The 16,833-nt window shown below is 57.3% G+C and carries 13 protein-coding genes and 1 pseudogene; 4 read left to right on the top strand and 10 right to left on the bottom strand.

Features of this window, described 5'->3' with window-relative positions:
* Positions 1–39: 39 nt before the first annotated feature.
* Positions 40–1,893, bottom strand: a complete 1,854-nt coding sequence (locus AC4PS6_RS24420) for an Lnb N-terminal periplasmic domain-containing protein (RefSeq protein WP_336827035.1) — start codon at positions 1,891–1,893, stop codon at positions 40–42.
* A gap of 92 nt (positions 1,894–1,985) precedes the next feature.
* Positions 1,986–2,474, bottom strand: coding sequence for a DUF3015 domain-containing protein (locus tag AC4PS6_RS24425; protein WP_003194274.1), 489 nt, complete (start codon positions 2,472–2,474; stop codon positions 1,986–1,988).
* Positions 2,475–2,737: 263 nt separating this feature from the next.
* Here AC4PS6_RS24425 and AC4PS6_RS24430 point away from each other — a divergent pair, with 263 nt between their 5' ends.
* Positions 2,738–5,176 carry a Lon protease family protein gene (locus AC4PS6_RS24430; RefSeq protein WP_003194272.1) on the top strand — a complete coding sequence of 813 codons (2,439 nt, stop codon included), beginning with the start codon at positions 2,738–2,740 and terminating at the stop codon, positions 5,174–5,176.
* 314 nt (positions 5,177–5,490) lie between these two features.
* Entirely contained in the window at positions 5,491–5,808 is a 318-nt protein-coding gene (locus AC4PS6_RS24435) for a PA4575 family protein (RefSeq protein WP_003194269.1), read from the top strand.
* Between the two features lie 59 nt (positions 5,809–5,867).
* Here AC4PS6_RS24435 and AC4PS6_RS24440 read toward each other — a convergent pair whose 3' ends face one another.
* Positions 5,868–7,691, bottom strand: coding sequence for a hypothetical protein (locus AC4PS6_RS24440; protein ID WP_336827034.1), 1,824 nt, complete (start codon positions 7,689–7,691; stop codon positions 5,868–5,870).
* A gap of 162 nt (positions 7,692–7,853) precedes the next feature.
* Here AC4PS6_RS24440 and AC4PS6_RS24445 point away from each other — a divergent pair, with 162 nt between their 5' ends.
* Positions 7,854–8,342, top strand: coding sequence for a TIGR00645 family protein (locus AC4PS6_RS24445; protein WP_014719996.1), 489 nt, complete (start codon positions 7,854–7,856; stop codon positions 8,340–8,342).
* A 15-nt stretch (positions 8,343–8,357) separates the two neighbouring features.
* Here AC4PS6_RS24445 and AC4PS6_RS24450 read toward each other — a convergent pair whose 3' ends face one another.
* From AC4PS6_RS24450 to AC4PS6_RS24475, 6 genes are all read right to left on the bottom strand, one after another.
* Entirely contained in the window at positions 8,358–9,791 is a 1,434-nt protein-coding gene (locus AC4PS6_RS24450) for an ArnT family glycosyltransferase (RefSeq protein ID WP_336827033.1), read from the bottom strand.
* 116 nt (positions 9,792–9,907) lie between these two features.
* On the bottom strand, positions 9,908–10,933 hold the full coding sequence (locus AC4PS6_RS24455; RefSeq protein WP_336827032.1) for a hypothetical protein: 1,026 nt from the start codon (positions 10,931–10,933) through the stop codon (positions 9,908–9,910).
* 106 nt (positions 10,934–11,039) lie between these two features.
* Positions 11,040–11,294, bottom strand: a complete 255-nt coding sequence (locus AC4PS6_RS24460; RefSeq protein ID WP_060764095.1) for a DUF6124 family protein — start codon at positions 11,292–11,294, stop codon at positions 11,040–11,042.
* A gap of 416 nt (positions 11,295–11,710) precedes the next feature.
* Complete coding sequence (locus AC4PS6_RS24465) at positions 11,711–12,250, bottom strand: hypothetical protein (RefSeq protein WP_336827031.1); 540 nt, start codon at positions 12,248–12,250, stop codon at positions 11,711–11,713.
* 127 nt (positions 12,251–12,377) lie between these two features.
* Entirely contained in the window at positions 12,378–12,629 is a 252-nt protein-coding gene (locus AC4PS6_RS24470; RefSeq protein WP_336827030.1) for a DUF6124 family protein, read from the bottom strand.
* A gap of 341 nt (positions 12,630–12,970) precedes the next feature.
* Entirely contained in the window at positions 12,971–13,489 is a 519-nt protein-coding gene (locus tag AC4PS6_RS24475) for a cysteine hydrolase family protein (RefSeq protein WP_336827029.1), read from the bottom strand.
* Between the two features lie 410 nt (positions 13,490–13,899).
* Here AC4PS6_RS24475 and AC4PS6_RS24480 point away from each other — a divergent pair.
* A pseudogene (locus AC4PS6_RS24480) lies at positions 13,900–14,300 on the top strand (transposase); the annotation flags it as partial.
* Between the two features lie 1,498 nt (positions 14,301–15,798).
* Here AC4PS6_RS24480 and AC4PS6_RS24485 read toward each other — a convergent pair.
* The gene (locus AC4PS6_RS24485; RefSeq protein WP_371039653.1) at positions 15,799–16,479 is read right to left on the bottom strand and encodes a hypothetical protein; all 681 of its coding nucleotides are present in this window, start codon (positions 16,477–16,479) and stop codon (positions 15,799–15,801) included.
* Positions 16,480–16,833 lie beyond the last annotated feature (354 nt).

The following is a 16,833-nucleotide window of genomic DNA, read 5'->3' on the forward strand; positions in this document are numbered from 1 at the left end:
TGATATACCGTATATCGCGAGCAAGCCCGCACTCATTAATCAGTAGTGGTACCACTTCAGCTCAAGCATCACTTCATTCACTGGTGTGGACAGGTGGCTGAACTCACGCTGGGCACTCAGGCGCAGGCCCAGGTTGCGCGACAGTTCCCACTGCTGGTTGAGGCTGATGCTGCGCCGCACTTCGCCGTTGGTGAAAAAATCGCCCTTGGCTTCCAGGCTCAGGTTGCCCAACGGGTTTTTCCACAGCACGCCGGTGTTGAAGCCAGCGGCCGGGGAGATGGCTTCGCTGAAGTCGTTGTTGTGCTCCACGCGCACGGTGCCGAGGGCGAAGCCGAGCATGTCGTCGGAGAGTTGCCAGGTGCCACCGGCGCCGCCGTTGACGTGGGCGACCAGGGTTTCGTCGTCGTGTTTGCCCGGCACCCGCTCCAGGCCGCCGGTAACTTGCCACGACCAAGGTTGCAGCAGCGCATTGCGTGGCGTCAGCGAGCGAATGGTGGCCAGGTCCAGTTGCTGGAGCTGCCAGTGATTGCCCTCGTACTGGCGCAATTTCATTTGCAGGATTTCGATCTGCGCGCCCAGGGGGAAGCCTTCGGCGTTGTCGTTGAGGTCGTGGTAGGCCATGCGCAGGCCGTATTCGCCGAAGGCTTTGTCGCCACGGGTGCCGATGCCGGCTTGCCAGGTGCGCGACTCGTGGCCGTTTTCCGGCAGGCCAGGCGGGGTGATCTTCAGGTCTGGCGCCCGGTTCTGGTTGATCGCGCGCAGCAGTTCGAAGCTGCGCTGGGAGCGTGTCGCGTCGCGCTCCAGGCCATTGGCGCGGTAGCGGCCCAGGCGGTAAGCAGCATCCACGATCAGTGCCTGGCGCTCGCGGGGCAGTGCTTTGAATGCCGGTTCCTGCAGTTGCTTTTGGTCGTCGCTGATTTTCAGCACCCACTGTTGCTCATCGCCGTCCAGCGGCTTGGCGCGTTCCAGCAGTTCACGTTCACGGGAGGGGCGATAGTCGATCTTTTCCACCAGCCCTGCGTCTTTTACCGCTTTGACCGTGTCGGTAGGGATCGCGGTGAGTGGGAATTGCTCAGTCAAACGCAGGCCAGGGCGGGCCACTTGCAGCAGTTCGAGCAGGCGGTAGGAGCAGTTTTCGTCGAAGAAGAAGTAATCGAACTGGATCTGCTTGAGCTCCCACACGTGCTCGACCATACGCTTGGTCTCGACCTCGGTGAGGTTCAGGCGGTATTCCCACAAATCGCGGTTTTCGAGGCTGCGGTATTCCGAGAGTTTCTCCTGATAGGGCACCAGGGCGAACAGGCCCGGATAACCGCCCATCAGGCCCTTCCAGGCATAGAGGATGCTGTTGTCGGAGCCTTCGATATAGGCGCCGAAGTTGATCGCATAGCTGAGCAGCGCGGTGTTGTTGCTTTGCACGTCGGCCTGGTCGATGCGCAGCAGGGTGTGGCCGAACATCGACGACGGGCTGTTGAGGTAGGCCGCCGGGAAGATCATCACTGCGCTATGGGGCGCGACGTCCTTGAACCATTGGGTGAACTCTTTGCACTCCAGGGCGGGCAGGTCGTTCAGTTGCAACTGGGCCTTGAGCCAGCGGGTGCGTGCGGGGTAGACGCATTGGGCGTGCTTTTCACCCAGGCTGGCCGGTGCATACAGCGCATCAACGGTGGCCTTGAGTTCGGCGTCCGGATGGTACGCGCCATCGGGAGCGATGAAGAATTTCTTGTCGCTGACATAGCTGCGCCAGCCACTGATCTTGCCGGCTTCGTAGTGCCCCAGCGACAGCCAGAACGGATCATTGGCCAGTTGCTGCAAACGTTGATCGTCGAGGTGCGGTGCCGCATGCAGCGGGGCGCAGGCGAAGAGAGCCAGGCAAGCGAGGCGTTTGAGCATGGGGGCTACTTAAGTCGGACGGAAAAAAAGACCCAAGGTGGGCGGGTCGAAAAAATAAAACCCGCGCCTCGAAAGGCGCGGGCAGGTCGAGCTTAAGCCTGGGTTGCGTATTTCGCCAGACGGGCATCGCTTTTCAGTACAGCAATGGTGTTGTTGTGCACGTCGTCAGCGGTCACGTCAGCCTTGCTGAAGATCTGCTGGAAGTGCTCGTGGGTCACGGCCGCGAAGTGATCGCGATCTTCCGGCGCAACACCCAGTACCACCGCGTAGGTGGTCAGCGCTTCGCCGTTGCCTTTGGCCATGTCTTCGGACAGCTCGTTCATCATGCCATTCATGGCAATCCAGGACTTGCCGCCGTAGGTCAGGGCGCTGTTGGTGCTGCAACCGTTGGTGCCCGAGGTCATGCCGAAGGTGGCGTTACCCGAAGTACCGTTGGTGGTGGAGGCGAGGAAGTGGGCCGGAGTACCGCGCTGGCCTTCGAACAACATGTTGCCCCAACCGCAGTTCGGGCCACCTGGTGCTTCTGCCATTGCATTGAGGGAGACGACGGTGAAGAGAGTACCAAGAAGGATCCGTTTCATAGCTTTGTTCTCTTTGTGTGCAAACCAATGGACAAGGGTTCAGGTGCTCAACGCACCCTAGGGGCCAGTTATTAGTCCAACCCGCGCAGTTTGGAGTTTAGGCACGTTCCCAGGGTTCCGTGTTTTTTTATAAACATTCAGTGGCGGGCGATTTTTTTGCAGGACGCGTGCGGTGGCTATGCTTTCCCGAAAGCGCGCCTTGCCAGAGCGCTCAACCGGGAGCCAGAATGCCCCATCTGCCCCGCCTGATGTAAGGAAGCCCGATGCCTGATCCTGTTGCTGCCAGCTTGCGTCTAGCGCCCGAAGCGCTGACTCGCCCTTTCTCCGCTGAACAGTTCAGCTTCTCGACCACCAATGATTTGGAGCCCTTTCGCGGTGTGCTTGGCCAGGAACGTGCGGTTGAAGCCTTGCAGTTCGGCGTGGCCATGCCACGCCCCGGTTACAACGTGTTTGTCATGGGCGAGCCGGGCACCGGCCGCTTTTCGTTCGTCAAACGCTACCTGAAAGCCGAAGGCAAGCGCCTGCAAACCCCGGCGGACTGGGTTTATGTGAATAATTTCGATGAGCCCCGCGAGCCCCGCGCCCTGGAATTGCCAGGTGGCGCCGCCGCGGCATTTATCGCCGATATCAACGCCCTGGTCGATAACCTGGTCGCCACCTTCCCGGCGGTGTTCGAGCACCCGACTTATCAACAGCGTAAAAGCGCCATCGACCGGGCGTTCAACCAGCGCTACGACAAAGCGCTGGACGTGATCGAGCGCCTGGCCCTGGAAAAAGACGTGGCGCTGTACCGCGACAGCTCCAATATTGCCTTTACGCCGATGCTCGACGGCAAGGCGCTGGACGAAGCCGAGTTTTCGCAACTGCCGGAAGCTGATCGCGAGCGCTTCCACACTGATATCTCCGAGCTGGAAGAACGCCTCAACGAGGAGCTGGCCAGCCTGCCGCAGTGGAAGCGTGAGTCCAACAACCAGCTGCGCCAGTTCAACGAAGAAACCATCACCCTGGCCCTGCAGCCTTTGCTGGCGCCGTTGTCAGAAAAATACGCAGAAAACGCCGGGGTCTGTGGCTACCTGCAAGCCATGCAGGTGTACCTGCTCAAAACCGTGGTCGAGCAATTGGTGGACGACGCCAAGACCGACGCCCAGGCGCGCAAGCTGCTCGAAGAGCAGTACTGCCCGAGCCTGGTGGTGGGCCACTCGGTCAACGGCGGCGCGCCGGTGGTGTTTGAACCGCACCCGACCTACGACAACCTGTTCGGCCGTATCGAATACAGCACCGACCAGGGCGCGCTCTACACCACCTATCGCCAGTTGCGTCCAGGTGCGTTGCACCGCGCCAACGGCGGTTTCCTGATTCTGGAAGCCGAAAAAATGCTCAGCGAACCCTTTGTGTGGGATGCGCTCAAGCGTTCCCTGCAATCGCGCAAGCTGAAGATGGAATCGCCCCTGGGCGAACTCGGCCGCCTGGCCACCGTGACCCTCAACCCGCAGATGATTCCCTTGCAGGTCAAGGTGATCATCATCGGCTCGCGCCAGTTGTATTACGCCTTGCAGGACGCCGACCCGGACTTCCAGGAGATGTTCCGCGTATTGGTGGACTTCGACGAAGACATCCCCATGGTCGACGAGAGCCTGGAGCAGTTCGCCCAGTTGCTCAAAACCCGTACCTCGGAAGAAGGCATGGCGCCGCTGACTTCGGACGCGGTGGCGCGCCTGGCGACCTACAGCGCACGCCTGGCCGAACATCAGGGGCGCTTGTCGGCGCGTATTGGCGATTTGTTCCAGTTGGTGAGCGAGGCGGACTTTATTCGCCACCTGGCCGGCGACGAAATGACTGATGCCGGGCATATCGAGCGTGCCCTCAAGGCCAAGGCCACGCGCACCGGCCGCGTGTCGGCGCGGATTCTCGACGACATGCTCGCCGGCGTCATCCTGATCGACACCGCCGGCGCCGCTGTGGGCAAGTGCAACGGCTTGACGGTGCTGGAGGTCGGCGACTCGGCATTCGGCGTGCCGGCGCGGATTTCCGCCACCGTGTACCCAGGTGGTAGCGGTATTGTCGACATCGAGCGCGAAGTTAACCTCGGCCAGCCGATTCACTCCAAGGGCGTGATGATCCTCACCGGTTACCTGGGCAGCCGCTATGCCCAGGAATTCCCGTTGGCCATCTCCGCCAGTATTGCCCTGGAGCAGTCCTACGGGTATGTGGACGGCGACAGTGCGTCCCTGGGCGAGGCGTGCACCTTGATCTCGGCTCTGTCGAAGACGCCGCTCAAGCAATGTTTTGCCATCACCGGCTCGATCAACCAGTTTGGTGAAGTGCAGGCGGTGGGCGGGGTCAACGAGAAGATCGAAGGCTTCTTCCGCCTTTGCGAAGCTCGCGGGCTGACCGGTGAGCAGGGGGCGATCATCCCTCAAGCCAACGTGGCCACGCTGATGCTCGACGAGAAGGTGTTGCAGGCCGTGCGTGCCGGGCAATTCCATATTTATGCGGTGCGCCAGGCGGATGAGGCCTTGAGCCTGCTGGTGGGCGAGGATGCCGGTGAGCCGGACGCCGAGGGGCAGTTCCCGGAAGGCACCGTGAATGCGCGGGTGGTGGAGCGCCTGCGCGCGATTGCCGAGATGATCAGTGAGGAAGATTTGAAGGAGGCGGAAAAGGAGCTGGCGCAGCAGGCGTTGGCCGAAGCCAAGCCGACCTGATTGCTTTCATCACTTGGTTAAGGTGGGAGCAGGCTTGCCTGCGATAGCGGTGTATCAGCCAACTGGGAGGTTGGCTATGAGTCTGTCATCGCAGGCAAGCCAGCTCCCACAGTGGTCCGTGGTGTTTCGGGGCGCGTTTAGCGTGCCACAAAATTGACTCCATTCTCGGGGACCAACGCCCGTTGGTCCCTACAACCTTGGTTTGTCGTGTTTTTCTTCTATTCTCAGAATCAGGGATATCCACAGGAGTCGCAGGATAGAAACAGCCTCGCCGTGCGCTGGGGCTGAACACCGATCTACCGAGGGGCGCCGCCATGTCGCGCAACCTTTGCCTTACTCGCCAGTGCCTGGGCCTGGTCACCCGTATCGAATGCTCCATTCGCCCTCTCGCCGGGGATAACGGGATGTGGACGCTGTTGTTTGCCGCCGGCATGTCGGGCGAGCAGCCTTCCACCGTCAAATCCCAGGGCCCGTTCCATGGGCCCTTCGTGGCAGAACGCATGCTGGGCACCATCGTTGATAGCCTGACCTTGCACGGCTACGAGCAAATGGACGAGCCGCAGATCTGGTGCCTGCACCTGCAGGCTCATCTGCGCCAACTCAATGGCGGCCAGGAGCGGCTAGCCCTCTGAGGATCGTTCCCACGCTCCGCGTGGTAACGCCGCCCCGGACGCTCCGCGTCCACCCAGGGCTATTTGCTCTCAGGCCTGTCCAGCTTCACCTCAAAACCGTACTGCACGGTGCTGAGGTCGGTGCGCTGGTAACTTTCCAGCGTGGTCGGCTGGCCGTAGAAGTAATGCACGTCAAACATCGCCGTGCCGTATTCCTCGGCGCGGTGGCTGACGCCGAGGATCTCCTTGAGGTAATTGCCGCTGGCATCCTTGGCGTAGAAGCGCCAGCTGTCGGCGGGGAAGTCCTTCTGGTCGACGATCAGCGCGTTGTCCTTGAGCGACAGGCCCTTGGGCAGTTTGGCGGCGTCAATCGTGGCTTTCTCGATGGTGGCCAAAAACAACGGTACCGAGCCCACCACAAACGCCGGGGTTTCCGGGAACAGATTGAGGTCGTACGTGAGCGTGCCGCTGACGGCATTCAGCTCGAACGCCTCGGTCGGCAGCTCGATAGGCTCGCCGCGCTCGCCCTTGTCGTCGGCGGTGAAGAAGGTGATAGGCGCGTCACTGTTGTTGCGCTCGGCACCGACCAGGTCGTCATTGAAGGTGAACGGGTGGTCGAACACGATTTTTGCGGCACTGGCGTCTTCGGTCGATTGGCTGATGGTGACGCTGTTTTTCAGTTGGTCCTCCGTCATCGAGGCATCCTTGAGCCAACTGGCGGCGCCGTCGTCATACACCGTGACCGGCATTGGCAGGGGCTGTACGGTCTTTTGCAGGCTGTTCCTGTCAAAGCGCATCACCGGCAGGTCCAGGTCTTTACGGGTGAGCGTGGCCTTGGAGAAATCCAGCACATTCACCTGCAGGTTATCGATCAGCCCGTTGAAATACACCTTGGCGTAATGGCTGGTCTGCTGGCGCTCGAAGGCTTTTTGCGCGTCGGTGAGCTGTTTATCGAAGGCATCGGACCACGCGGTCTGTTTTTGCATCTCGGCCAGTTGTTTTTCATAGAACGCCACTTGCGCGGCACTCTCGTTGATCGAGCCTGAGCGGGTCAGAAACTGCCCGGTGCTGTCCCGTGCCTGCACCAGCAGCGGGTTGGGTGACGCATCGCCGACTTCGGCGGCCAGGGGCTGGCTGTTGGTCAGTTCGATCTCGGCGTAGTTCTTTTCCAGCGTCAGCAGGTTGAGGGTGATATTGCCGTCGGTGCGTTTATGGCCCACGTCTTGTTTGGTCAGGTCGAACGTCAGCACCTTGCCCGGGGTGATCACCTCCACCGCGCCCTTGAGGCTGATGGGTTGTGGCTGGCTCTTGTTTTCCGTCTCGATCCCTTCAATAAACGGGTAGGTCACCGTCAGGTCGTCGGGGTTGGTCAGGTTGGAGCTGCTGGGGCTCAGTTGGATGCCGGGGTCGGTTTCTGACCATTCCGGCTGGAAGGGAATGACTTTATTGTTGCTCAGGGTGACCGACTGCCATTCCAGACCATGGGGGAAGGGGAACTGGTCCGGCGCATTGAAGTTGAACGGGAAGACCGGCTGCAAATCCGTCAGGTAGTCGGAATGCGAGGTTTTGCGCAGCACGAACAGGCCATTGATGTAGGTGTCCACCAGCGCTTGGGGCGTAGGGTAATGCTTGAGCAGGGCCAGGCTGTCTTCGCCGTATTCGGCTTCGATGGGCTTGCTGGCGAGCTTGGCGCGCGCACGTTCCAGCAACAGCAGCGAGCCGCCAAGGTCGGCGATGGCATCGCGCAGCTTGGGGTCCTGAATACTGTCCAGGGACTGTTCGAACTTCGTGGTTTTCTCTTCGAGGGTCGCCTGCTTCTGCTCTTCTTTGGGGGAGCAGCCGCTGGCCATCAGCAACGCCGCGCACAGGCCGAGAGCGGCCAAAGGGGATCGCACATCCATCATCTGAGTTTTCCTGTCCGACATCATCGAGCCAAGTGAATGGCCTCGACACTAGCAGAAAAATTCTCTTACAGATGCCACTTGGGTCAGTTTTCTCGCGGTGACAGGGGCTAGGTGGCGGCTGGTATACTCGGCGCCATTTTTAGCCAAGCTGTGTGAGATTCAATGGAACGCTTTATCGAAAATACAATGTACGCCTCGCGTTGGCTGCTGGCGCCGATCTACCTGGGCCTGTCCCTGGGCTTGCTGGTCCTGGCGCTGAAATTCTTCCAGGAAATCATTCACGTGATTCCCAACATCTTCACCATGTTGGAAGCCGAAGTGATCCTGCTGCTGCTGTCGTTGATCGACATGGCCCTGGTCGGTGGCTTGCTGGTGATGGTGATGATTTCCGGCTACGAGAACTTCGTCTCGCAGCTGGATATCGACGAGAACAAGGAAAAGCTCAACTGGCTGGGCACCATGGACTCTTCGTCGCTGAAGATGAAAGTGGCGGCCTCCATCGTGGCGATTTCCTCCATCCACCTGCTGCGCATCTTCATGGACGCCAAGAACGTCGATCCACAGCACCTGATGTGGTACGTGATCATCCACATGACGTTCGTGGTCTCAGCGTTCGCCATGGGCTACCTGGACAAACTCACCAAGCACTGATGCTCCGCGCCGGCCTTATTGCTCCACGAAGTAATAAGGCTGGCGGTTGACCGCCATTTGCTTGATCACCGTAACCTTCTCGTTCAACCGGTCGGTGTGGTCCGTCAACGCAACATTGCCGGGCTTGGCGCTTAGGAAGGCGCGCAGTTCGGCTTCGGTGTTCAGGATCGGCAAGTAGGCCTGCAGGTAGAACACGCTGGCGCCGTCGATGCGCTCGTTGGGTTGATACATCGCCACCGTCCTGCCTTCGTCTTGCAGGGCCTGGATCTGAATCATCACCGGTACGAATGAATGACGCACATCGGCTTTGGGTGCAAACCAGAACGCCGCGCTCAGGTAGCAGGCGATCGCCAGGGTGAAAACCCCGCCGATGATTTGCCGGTGATAGCGGTACAGCCCCGGCTTATGGTCCTTGGCCCACTCCAGCAACACCCGCGCATACTCGGCAGCCAGTACCGCGGCAGCTGGCGTCAGCGCCATCAAGTACACCGTGCGTTTGCTGGAAGCCAGGGTCAGCAGGGTGAACTGCGCCACCAGCCACACACTGAAAAACAACCGATAGCGGTTGCGCACCAGGCTTTTGCGGAAGTGCCACAGGCCCAAGTACACCAGGATGTTCCAGGGCAGGAAGGCCTCGGGCAGTTTGGCGAGGTAATAGTAAAACGGCTCGTAATGCCCAGCCTCGACAAACGAACCGCTGAAGCGCCCGACGCTATTGGTCCATAACACTTCACCCACCGCCTGCATCCCGCCGCGCTGAAACAGAAACCCCAGCCAGATCAGCAGCGGCACCAACGCCAACAGCGTGAACAGCGCCGGCTTGAGCCAATCGCCCAGCCGCAGGCGTTTATCCATCAGGCTGGTGCTGAACAGGTACACGAAAATCACAATGCCCGGCATCGCCAGGCCCAACACACCCTTGCTCAACGTAGCGATGACCATCCCGGCGGTAAACAACGCCCAGGCCCAAGTACTTGAACCTTCACGCTCAGGCCGCACAGCCTGGTAAAACCCCAGCAGGGCAGCCGTGACACCGAGGCTGAGCAACGAATCCTCACCCACACCCCGCACATTGCCCCAATAACTGGCCATGGTCGCCAGGATCAGCGCAGCGCTGAACGCCAGCGCCTGCGGCCGCCCGAACCGCCGCAGCATCCCGTACAACAGCATCACACTGAACAACCCGGCAAACGCTGAGGCCAAGCGCACCGCCCCGGTGCTGGCGCCAAACAGGCGAATCGCCCCGGCATCCAGCCATAGGCTCAGGGGCGGTTTTTCCAAGAAGGGTTCACGAAACAGGCGCGGCACCACCCAGTCATTGTCCAGGTGCATCGCCATGGCGATCCCGGACACCCGGGCTTCGGTAGAGCCTTGCAACTCGTGGTTGCCGAGGGCGAAAAAGAACAACAGAGCAGCAAGCAAGAGCAGCAGGGGAGCAGGGCGCGTCATGGAATCTGGCTACCGAGGCATGAGACCGATCGGACGACCGGCCATGGGTAGTCAGGGAGTATACGAGCGCGATTCTTAACCTTTGGTGAACGGCGGTGGGGTTTTTCTCCGGCGGATCAAGGCAGTTTCAAGCTGGGCAGTGCCGCTTTGCCTTGTTCGGTCAGCACCGGCTCCAACTGCTCCCAGGTGAAGGCCAAGTCGTTGTCGCAACCGTCACCATTGGCCGGTGTCGAGAGTTGCAGGCCCTGGGTGTTGAAGCTGAGGTGAAAGTTGGAATAATCGGTGATCGCCGGGCAGCCCTCGTCGGTGGTGGTTTGCTTGGCCAGCCAAGTGCTGAAGGCGGCCGGCAGCTTCAAATGGCCGGAATAGGCGTCATGCCATTGCTGATGGCCGCCGAGCCAAGTCCATGGGTCCACACTCTCGCCGGTTTGCAGGTTCCAGGAGTGCAGGCCCCAACTGATGCCCATGGCGCCTTGGCCTGCGGCCCAGCGGTAGAACCGCACGGTGAGAAATTGCGATGACCAATAGGCGGGCTCGACCTCGATCTCACTGGTATAGACCGAGCCGTTTCGACCCAGGTATTCACGCCGTTCATAAAAATAGTCGGTTAGGTCTTCGTCATTGACGGCCAGGGCGGCGAGTTGCTGGTTGATCTTCTGCACCGCCGGGCTGTCACCCGCAAGCTTGAGCGTGACGCGGGGGCCTTGGGTCTTGAGCTGGTAGGTGTGGTTGTGGAAAGTCTTCTTCTCGGTCTTGATCGGCAGCGGCGCGGCTTCCATGGGCGCGTTATAGGCATCGCTACCGCAGCCGTCCGTGCCAATGCGGCGCAGGGCCAGTGGCAGCGGCGCACCGCCATCGGTTTTGCTCCAAGCACCAGAAAGCGTATCGCCCTGAGGTTTTTGCAGGGCCCAGAAACCGGTGTTTCCTTCTTCCACCCACGGCGCGTTGTCGTTGGCCTGAGTCAACTGAATCGGGGTACGGATGCGCTGGTAGTAATAACTGCCATGCTCACCATCGGCGCCGTTGAAACAGGCGGTGATAGCGGACTTGCCCAAAGTACCTTGCCAAACCCCGGCCAACTCGGCAGCGGTGGCGAGTGAAGGGATGACGGCGAGGGCGATGACGGCGAAGGGCTTGAACACGGGTATCTGACTTCCGGTTGTCTGATAAAGGCCGTCAGGGTAATGGGAAGTGTGAGGGGATGCCAGCGGGCGAGATGCGCTGAGGCAGCTCGCCCGTTTTCGTGTTTTAAGGCTGTGGCGTCTGGGTAGTGAATGGTTGGGTGTTCAGGACCCGTTCTACCAGTAGCTCACCCAGAACGATCAATTGTTGGGCGCCCAGCAACTTGTGGCGGTGCGCGCCTTCAAGTTCGAAAGCCAGGTCGGTGGTCATGGCGTTGAGGGAGGCGAGGGTTTCGCTGGCTTGGATTAGCAGGGTTTCGGGGTGGATGTTTTCGGCGAGGGTGAAGAGGGTGGTTGGGGGATTGGGGGTGATCTTTTTCATGGCTGAAACTCCTTGATTGATGGAGTCGCCAGACATCGCTGCTAAACGAAAAGGGTGGCGACCGTACGCGGGTTAGCAGACCAGGAATCAAGGAACCCGGCGCACCCGAAAGTGCCCCACGCACAGCCGCCATGATACGAACCAGCGGATGCTGAAAGCATCGCTCGAACGGATGGTGGCTTTGCAGGCCTTGATATTAACCGAGCTGCTAAACCCGGTCGCTGATTTTGCAGCGACAGGGGGAGGCTAGGCTTGTTGGTTGGGGGGCGCTAGTTCATCAACAGCGCTGCATCTTGCGGGAAAAGTCTGAAGCCCGGTCCCGTTGACCTCCGCCGTCGTCAGGCTCTGTTAAAAGCTCCAGTCCACAGCCTGAACCAACTGGCAGAACGGCCCGCACCCCCCCGGTGCTGGTGCCTTTAGTGAACGGATGGGGAAATATTGAGCGCAGGCGTTGCGTTCGTCACCACAATCCCCAAAGGCCCGCTGCGCTTTTCCACCGTCGCCCAGCCCTGATCACCGCTACCGCCCACATGACAGATCTTGATTTGCTTGTTCACTTCCGTATCGAACACCAGGATGCCCGAACAACTACGGCTGCCGCCTGTTGTGTATTCGTACTGGGTTGTGTAGGTGCTGAGCGTCGCACTTGTAAGAAGGATGACGACTGCTAGCAGGGAGATCATGGCCATGGCACTTGCGATGAACGTACCGAGAAAAATTTTCAATCTGTCCATGGGCTTTTTACGCAGCCATTCGGTTTTCCTGACTCGCCACACATAGAGCATCAGCACAATTGCCAGCACCGGCGACGCGATCAGGCAGATCTTCTCGGCCAACGGTTTGAAGTGCACAGACGGCCAGATAACGAATACCCAGGCCAGCACCAGCACCAGCGCCATGGACACCAGCATGCCAATGGCGACCGGTATTACGAAGGCGTAGGAGTTTTTGTTCAATGGAGTTCGTCCTTGTCATCAATGCTTTGAGGGCCGAGGCGGGGGATATGATGGCAGTGATGCGCTTGGATGTCTGAGACGCATGACAGAAAAAGGCCGAGCCGCTGAACGCGCCTCGGCCTTTTGATTACTGGAAGGTTTGCCTGTCTTGGGTGAGCACCAGCACCCGCTCAACCAACAGCTCACCCAGCACGGTGAGTTGCTGAGCGGCCAACAGCTTGTGGCGGTTGGCGCCTTCGAGTTCGAAGGCCAGGTCGGTGGTCATGGCGTTGAGAGAGGCGAGGGTTTCGCTGGCTTGGATCAGGAGGGTTTCGCAGGAAATGTCTGGAGAGAGTGTGAAGAGGTTGGCGGAGGGTGGATTTGGGGTGATTTTTTTCACGATGAAGCTCCTACACTGTTCAAGGAGCTGCCTCCCCCTGCTGTCAAACAGAATAGGTGGCAGCTGTACGCGGGTTGACAGACCGGAAGTGTAGGAACCCGGCGCACCCGAAGATGCCCCACGCACAGCCGCCATGAACAGGGCGGAATGCGTAAGCATGCCGTCTTATCACGGGGTGTGAAAGGTTACACTTTTCGGCCTGTCAAAGCCGGACGCTGATCATCAGCGACGCGAAGAAGTTAGCGTTGTGAAGGGGGTTGCGCCAGTTCACCAACAGCGCGGTAACTTGCGGGAAAATTCCGAAGCTCGGCCCTGTTGGCGCCCCCCGTCTTCAGGCTCTGTTAGAAGCTCCAGTCCTCAGCCTGAACCAACTGGCAGAACGGTCCATTGAGCGTGGCATTGTGATGAGCAACGATGGCTTCGGCTTTCATCAAGGGCGTGTCGGAACAGGTATGACCGTCGGCGATAAGTACCGAATCGAATCCAAGATCACGCGCGGCGCGGCAGGTGCTGTCGATGCAGTATTGCGTTTTCATCCCGGTGATTACCACGCCGGTGGCGCCGCTGGAGCGCAGATTGTCCGCCAGGTCAGTCATTGCAAAAGCGTTAGGCCTACGCTTTTCGAACACCACTTCCCCACCCAGCAACTTCAGCTCCTCTGCAACCAGCGTAAGCGGGCTGCCAGGCTCGATTGGCGAGCCAACGGGGCCGATGTGACGCGCGAGAAAAATCGGCGCGCCTGCGCTGCGTGCCTTGTCCATCAGGGTATTGAGCGTTTCCAACAGCTCGTCGCAGCGCCAGGGTTTTTCCGGGCCGTGGATGAGTCCGACTTGGATATCGAGTATCAAGAGGGCGTACATAGGTGCATCTCCTTGCGTGTGGACCAGCGACACAGAGCATGAAAAAAGGCCCTGTCCATCGCTGGCGGGCCTTTGAAGTGTTCGTTGGTTATTGGCTCACGACACCTCGCACGCTCCGCTTGATGCGGTCGTGGTGGTGGTTGTTGAGGTGATGCAATAGATATTCAAGGGTTGACACTAGCATTGTGGTTGATGGGATTCTAGGTAAAAAAGACGTTGCTGGACGTCCTTTTTTCGTTGAGTTGGCCGGGGTAATCTGAACAGAAGTCATAAGTTATTGATTATAAAACAAAATATCGGTTTGATTTTTTTGTTGGAATGCCATTTGGAATGCCGATAGGATTTGCTTGGTCCTTGGGGGGCTGACAGGGTGCTATTGCTAGATCGTTCCTTCACAACCGCTTACCTAGGGTACGTCCGCGAATGTAGCTGACGTCACCCAGGTCGCAGAGCTGCTGCATGCGACGAAAACGCGGTGTACGCGGACGCCGGATATACCGGTGTCGAGAAGCGCGAGGAGCACAAAAGTCGTAAGGTGATCTGGCAGATCGCTGCCCGGCGCGGCACCTATTCCAAGCTCAACAAGCGCGGTCTGATCTACAAGGCCAAGCGTAAAATCGAGTATCTCAAAGCCCAAACGCGCGCCAAGGTCGAGCACCCGTTTCGGATGATCAAGCGCCAGTTTGGATACGTGAAAGTACGCTTTCGCGGGCTGATGAAAAACACGGCTCAGTTGACCACCCTGTTCGCTCTGTCGAACCTGCGGATGGCTCGAAAACACCTGATGAGTATGGGCGAGTCACGCGCTTAATACGGAGAACCGGGCAGAAAACGCCCTCGACGCACGCTGCGTCAGGCTGTTTTCAGCAAATAGCGCTGCGTGCCGAGCAGATTACGACTTGCCGTCACTGCGCAGCAAGTTGATCGAGGCATCCCGAGAGATCGGACTGGCTGATGTGCGCAATGAGCGAGAAATACTAGGTCACGGATTTTCTGGGGTGTCCGCCCGTCACACAACAGACAGGCCGAACGGCTTGTACAAGACTACGTGGATTGTGCTGCATATGATGCTTTCATCTTTGTTCGCACAGTAGAACTCTGCAGGGCGGAGTGGTGGGATTTGATCTGGATCCTGTCGAATTGCGTCTTCCGGCGGTCGAGTTTCTACGTGAGCTTCTCACCTATACGGAGCAAATCGGTTGCTATTTCCTTATTATCGCAAGCCGGATGAGTGCATGACAGCAACGACATTGAGTCGAGGACCCGAAAGCATGGGTAAGGACCGCATCGGCTTTTCAGCCCATGACATTCGCGCCAGCGCCTGGGCCATGCTCAACTAGATGGAATCTCGCTCGGACGTGATCGAGCGTGAATTGGCGCATGCCGATAGGAGCAAAATCCGGACAAGTTATAATCAGGCTAGATATCTCGCCTAGTTTTGTCAGGTGATGCAGTCTTAGGCTTACATGGCCGACGCTATGATCATGAGTTATAAAGCGTTATTGATTTTTTATTTTGGTTGCATAAGGATTTCCTTGGTGGTTGATAACTAAATCCCTAGCGGCAAGTTGGCTTTCGCTCGACTGTAATGAGCTGGTCATGCAATTAGTATGAAGTTTCTTGACGCTTACGAGCATATGTTGATGGGGCAGTTGCTACCCTGAGGGTACTTACTTTGCGAGGTATTAAGAATTTGTATCTTTCACTAGCTGCTACCTGGTGATGTTTTCGCCGGTCCAGCCGGCCAGGTGCTGGTTCTTTTTTGGCTGAAGTGGCCAATCAATCAAGAGCAGGTTTGGAAAGCTTTGACCGAGTTTTAGCTTTTAAGTATTTTTGGTCGTCTATAGAAAGATAGTCTTTGAGGGTTTTGAAAGGAATAAAAGTCGGGTCTAAGTAGTGTTGCCGAACTCGCGGAGCTTTCTCCAAGACTACCTAAAGTGACGGTGCAGTATCTCCCGTAACAGACCTGACGGAATACTTCTGAAAAATTGGTTGTGGCAGAGGTGCTTTCCAAGTATGGGTGTGATTTGGTACCAGTGGCCAGGCTAGAAAAGTCCGTCAGAAGGTGCTGGATGACACGCTAAAGTTTGGTCTTAGTGATTCTCCAAGTCGTATCTTCAGACGTATGAAGCCTCGGTTTAGTAAGTAAAGAATATCTAAGATTGCTGGTGTAATTGCATTGTTATGCCGAAATTAAAATTCATAACCAGTTAGGTATCAAACGGAAATAAAATACTGAGCGCAGGACGCGGTCTATCTTCCGATGATTTTTCGGTTGCAGTACTGATTGGGTGATTTTTAGGAGCTATTCATTGCTCCAGCTCCTGCTCAAGGTAGTGGATTGTTGGTTGTATCTGCCTTTCGTGTATTCGTATGGCGTCTCTTTTGATGATTGAACTTGATTTTAAGAGTGTTGATTTTTTCTTTCTGAAAAGATTTTCGATCTGGTCCTTATGTGGGGTTGGAAGACTTTTCGGGGTGGGGGTTAATGCTTCGATTTGAAGGGTTAATTTGCAGTTTTCGGTTAGAGATTCGCTTAGTTTTTCAGTGAGAGTGATAGCCGCTATTTGATAATCGTCGAGTTGTTTGCGGTGGGACTTGTTTAGCTCGTTGAGTTGGTCGCGGTATTGATTTTTTATTTCAACTCCATTTTTAATTAACCACTCCAGTGTTTCGGTTATGGAGCTGCGTCTTGATTTGGCTAAATTTTCCAGACATTTCTTTGCTGAAGTCGAAAGTATAAAGTTGCTGGACTTTTTCCCATTTAGGCTTTCTCTCAGTTTTTTTTGGCGCCAGGCGCCTTTCATCTTTTTTAAGAGCTCTCGTATTTCACTGCCTTCAGGCCATTTCTCAGATTCCCTTATAAGCCCGTCGTAGGTGATTTGCTCGGGAATACTTGCTCTGTGATTGTTTAAATATCGAATGGCCCACTTCAGCATGTCTTGGTTGTCTTTTTTTATCCATCCAAGTCTGTTTTGTGCCTTTTCCAAGGAATCCCTCGCTAATGCGCTTATTAAAATTAAAGGTTATATAGAGTAATTTTTAATGCGTCGTTACGGAGTGACGTTACGTAGTAGCATAGACTATTCTAAATGTGCTTGAAACAGGGTGTTATTCTACGATTTAATGGCTGCCTTCCTGAAGAGGTGAGGGTGGGTGATGCACTGCGTTCTGTTGGGTCTTGGATTGGCTGGGGTGAGCCCTGAGGCGAAGTTTGTCCTTGTAAGGTTCGTGCAGCTGTACGGGTTGTGGGAGTCGATCACAATCGGGGTTAAGGAGTTAGCCAAGGCCTCAGGTGCTACGGATCGTGTGGTATCTAGCGCTCTGGCTGAATTGGTGGCCGA

Source organism: Pseudomonas sp. DW-iso17, assembly GCF_058725345.1.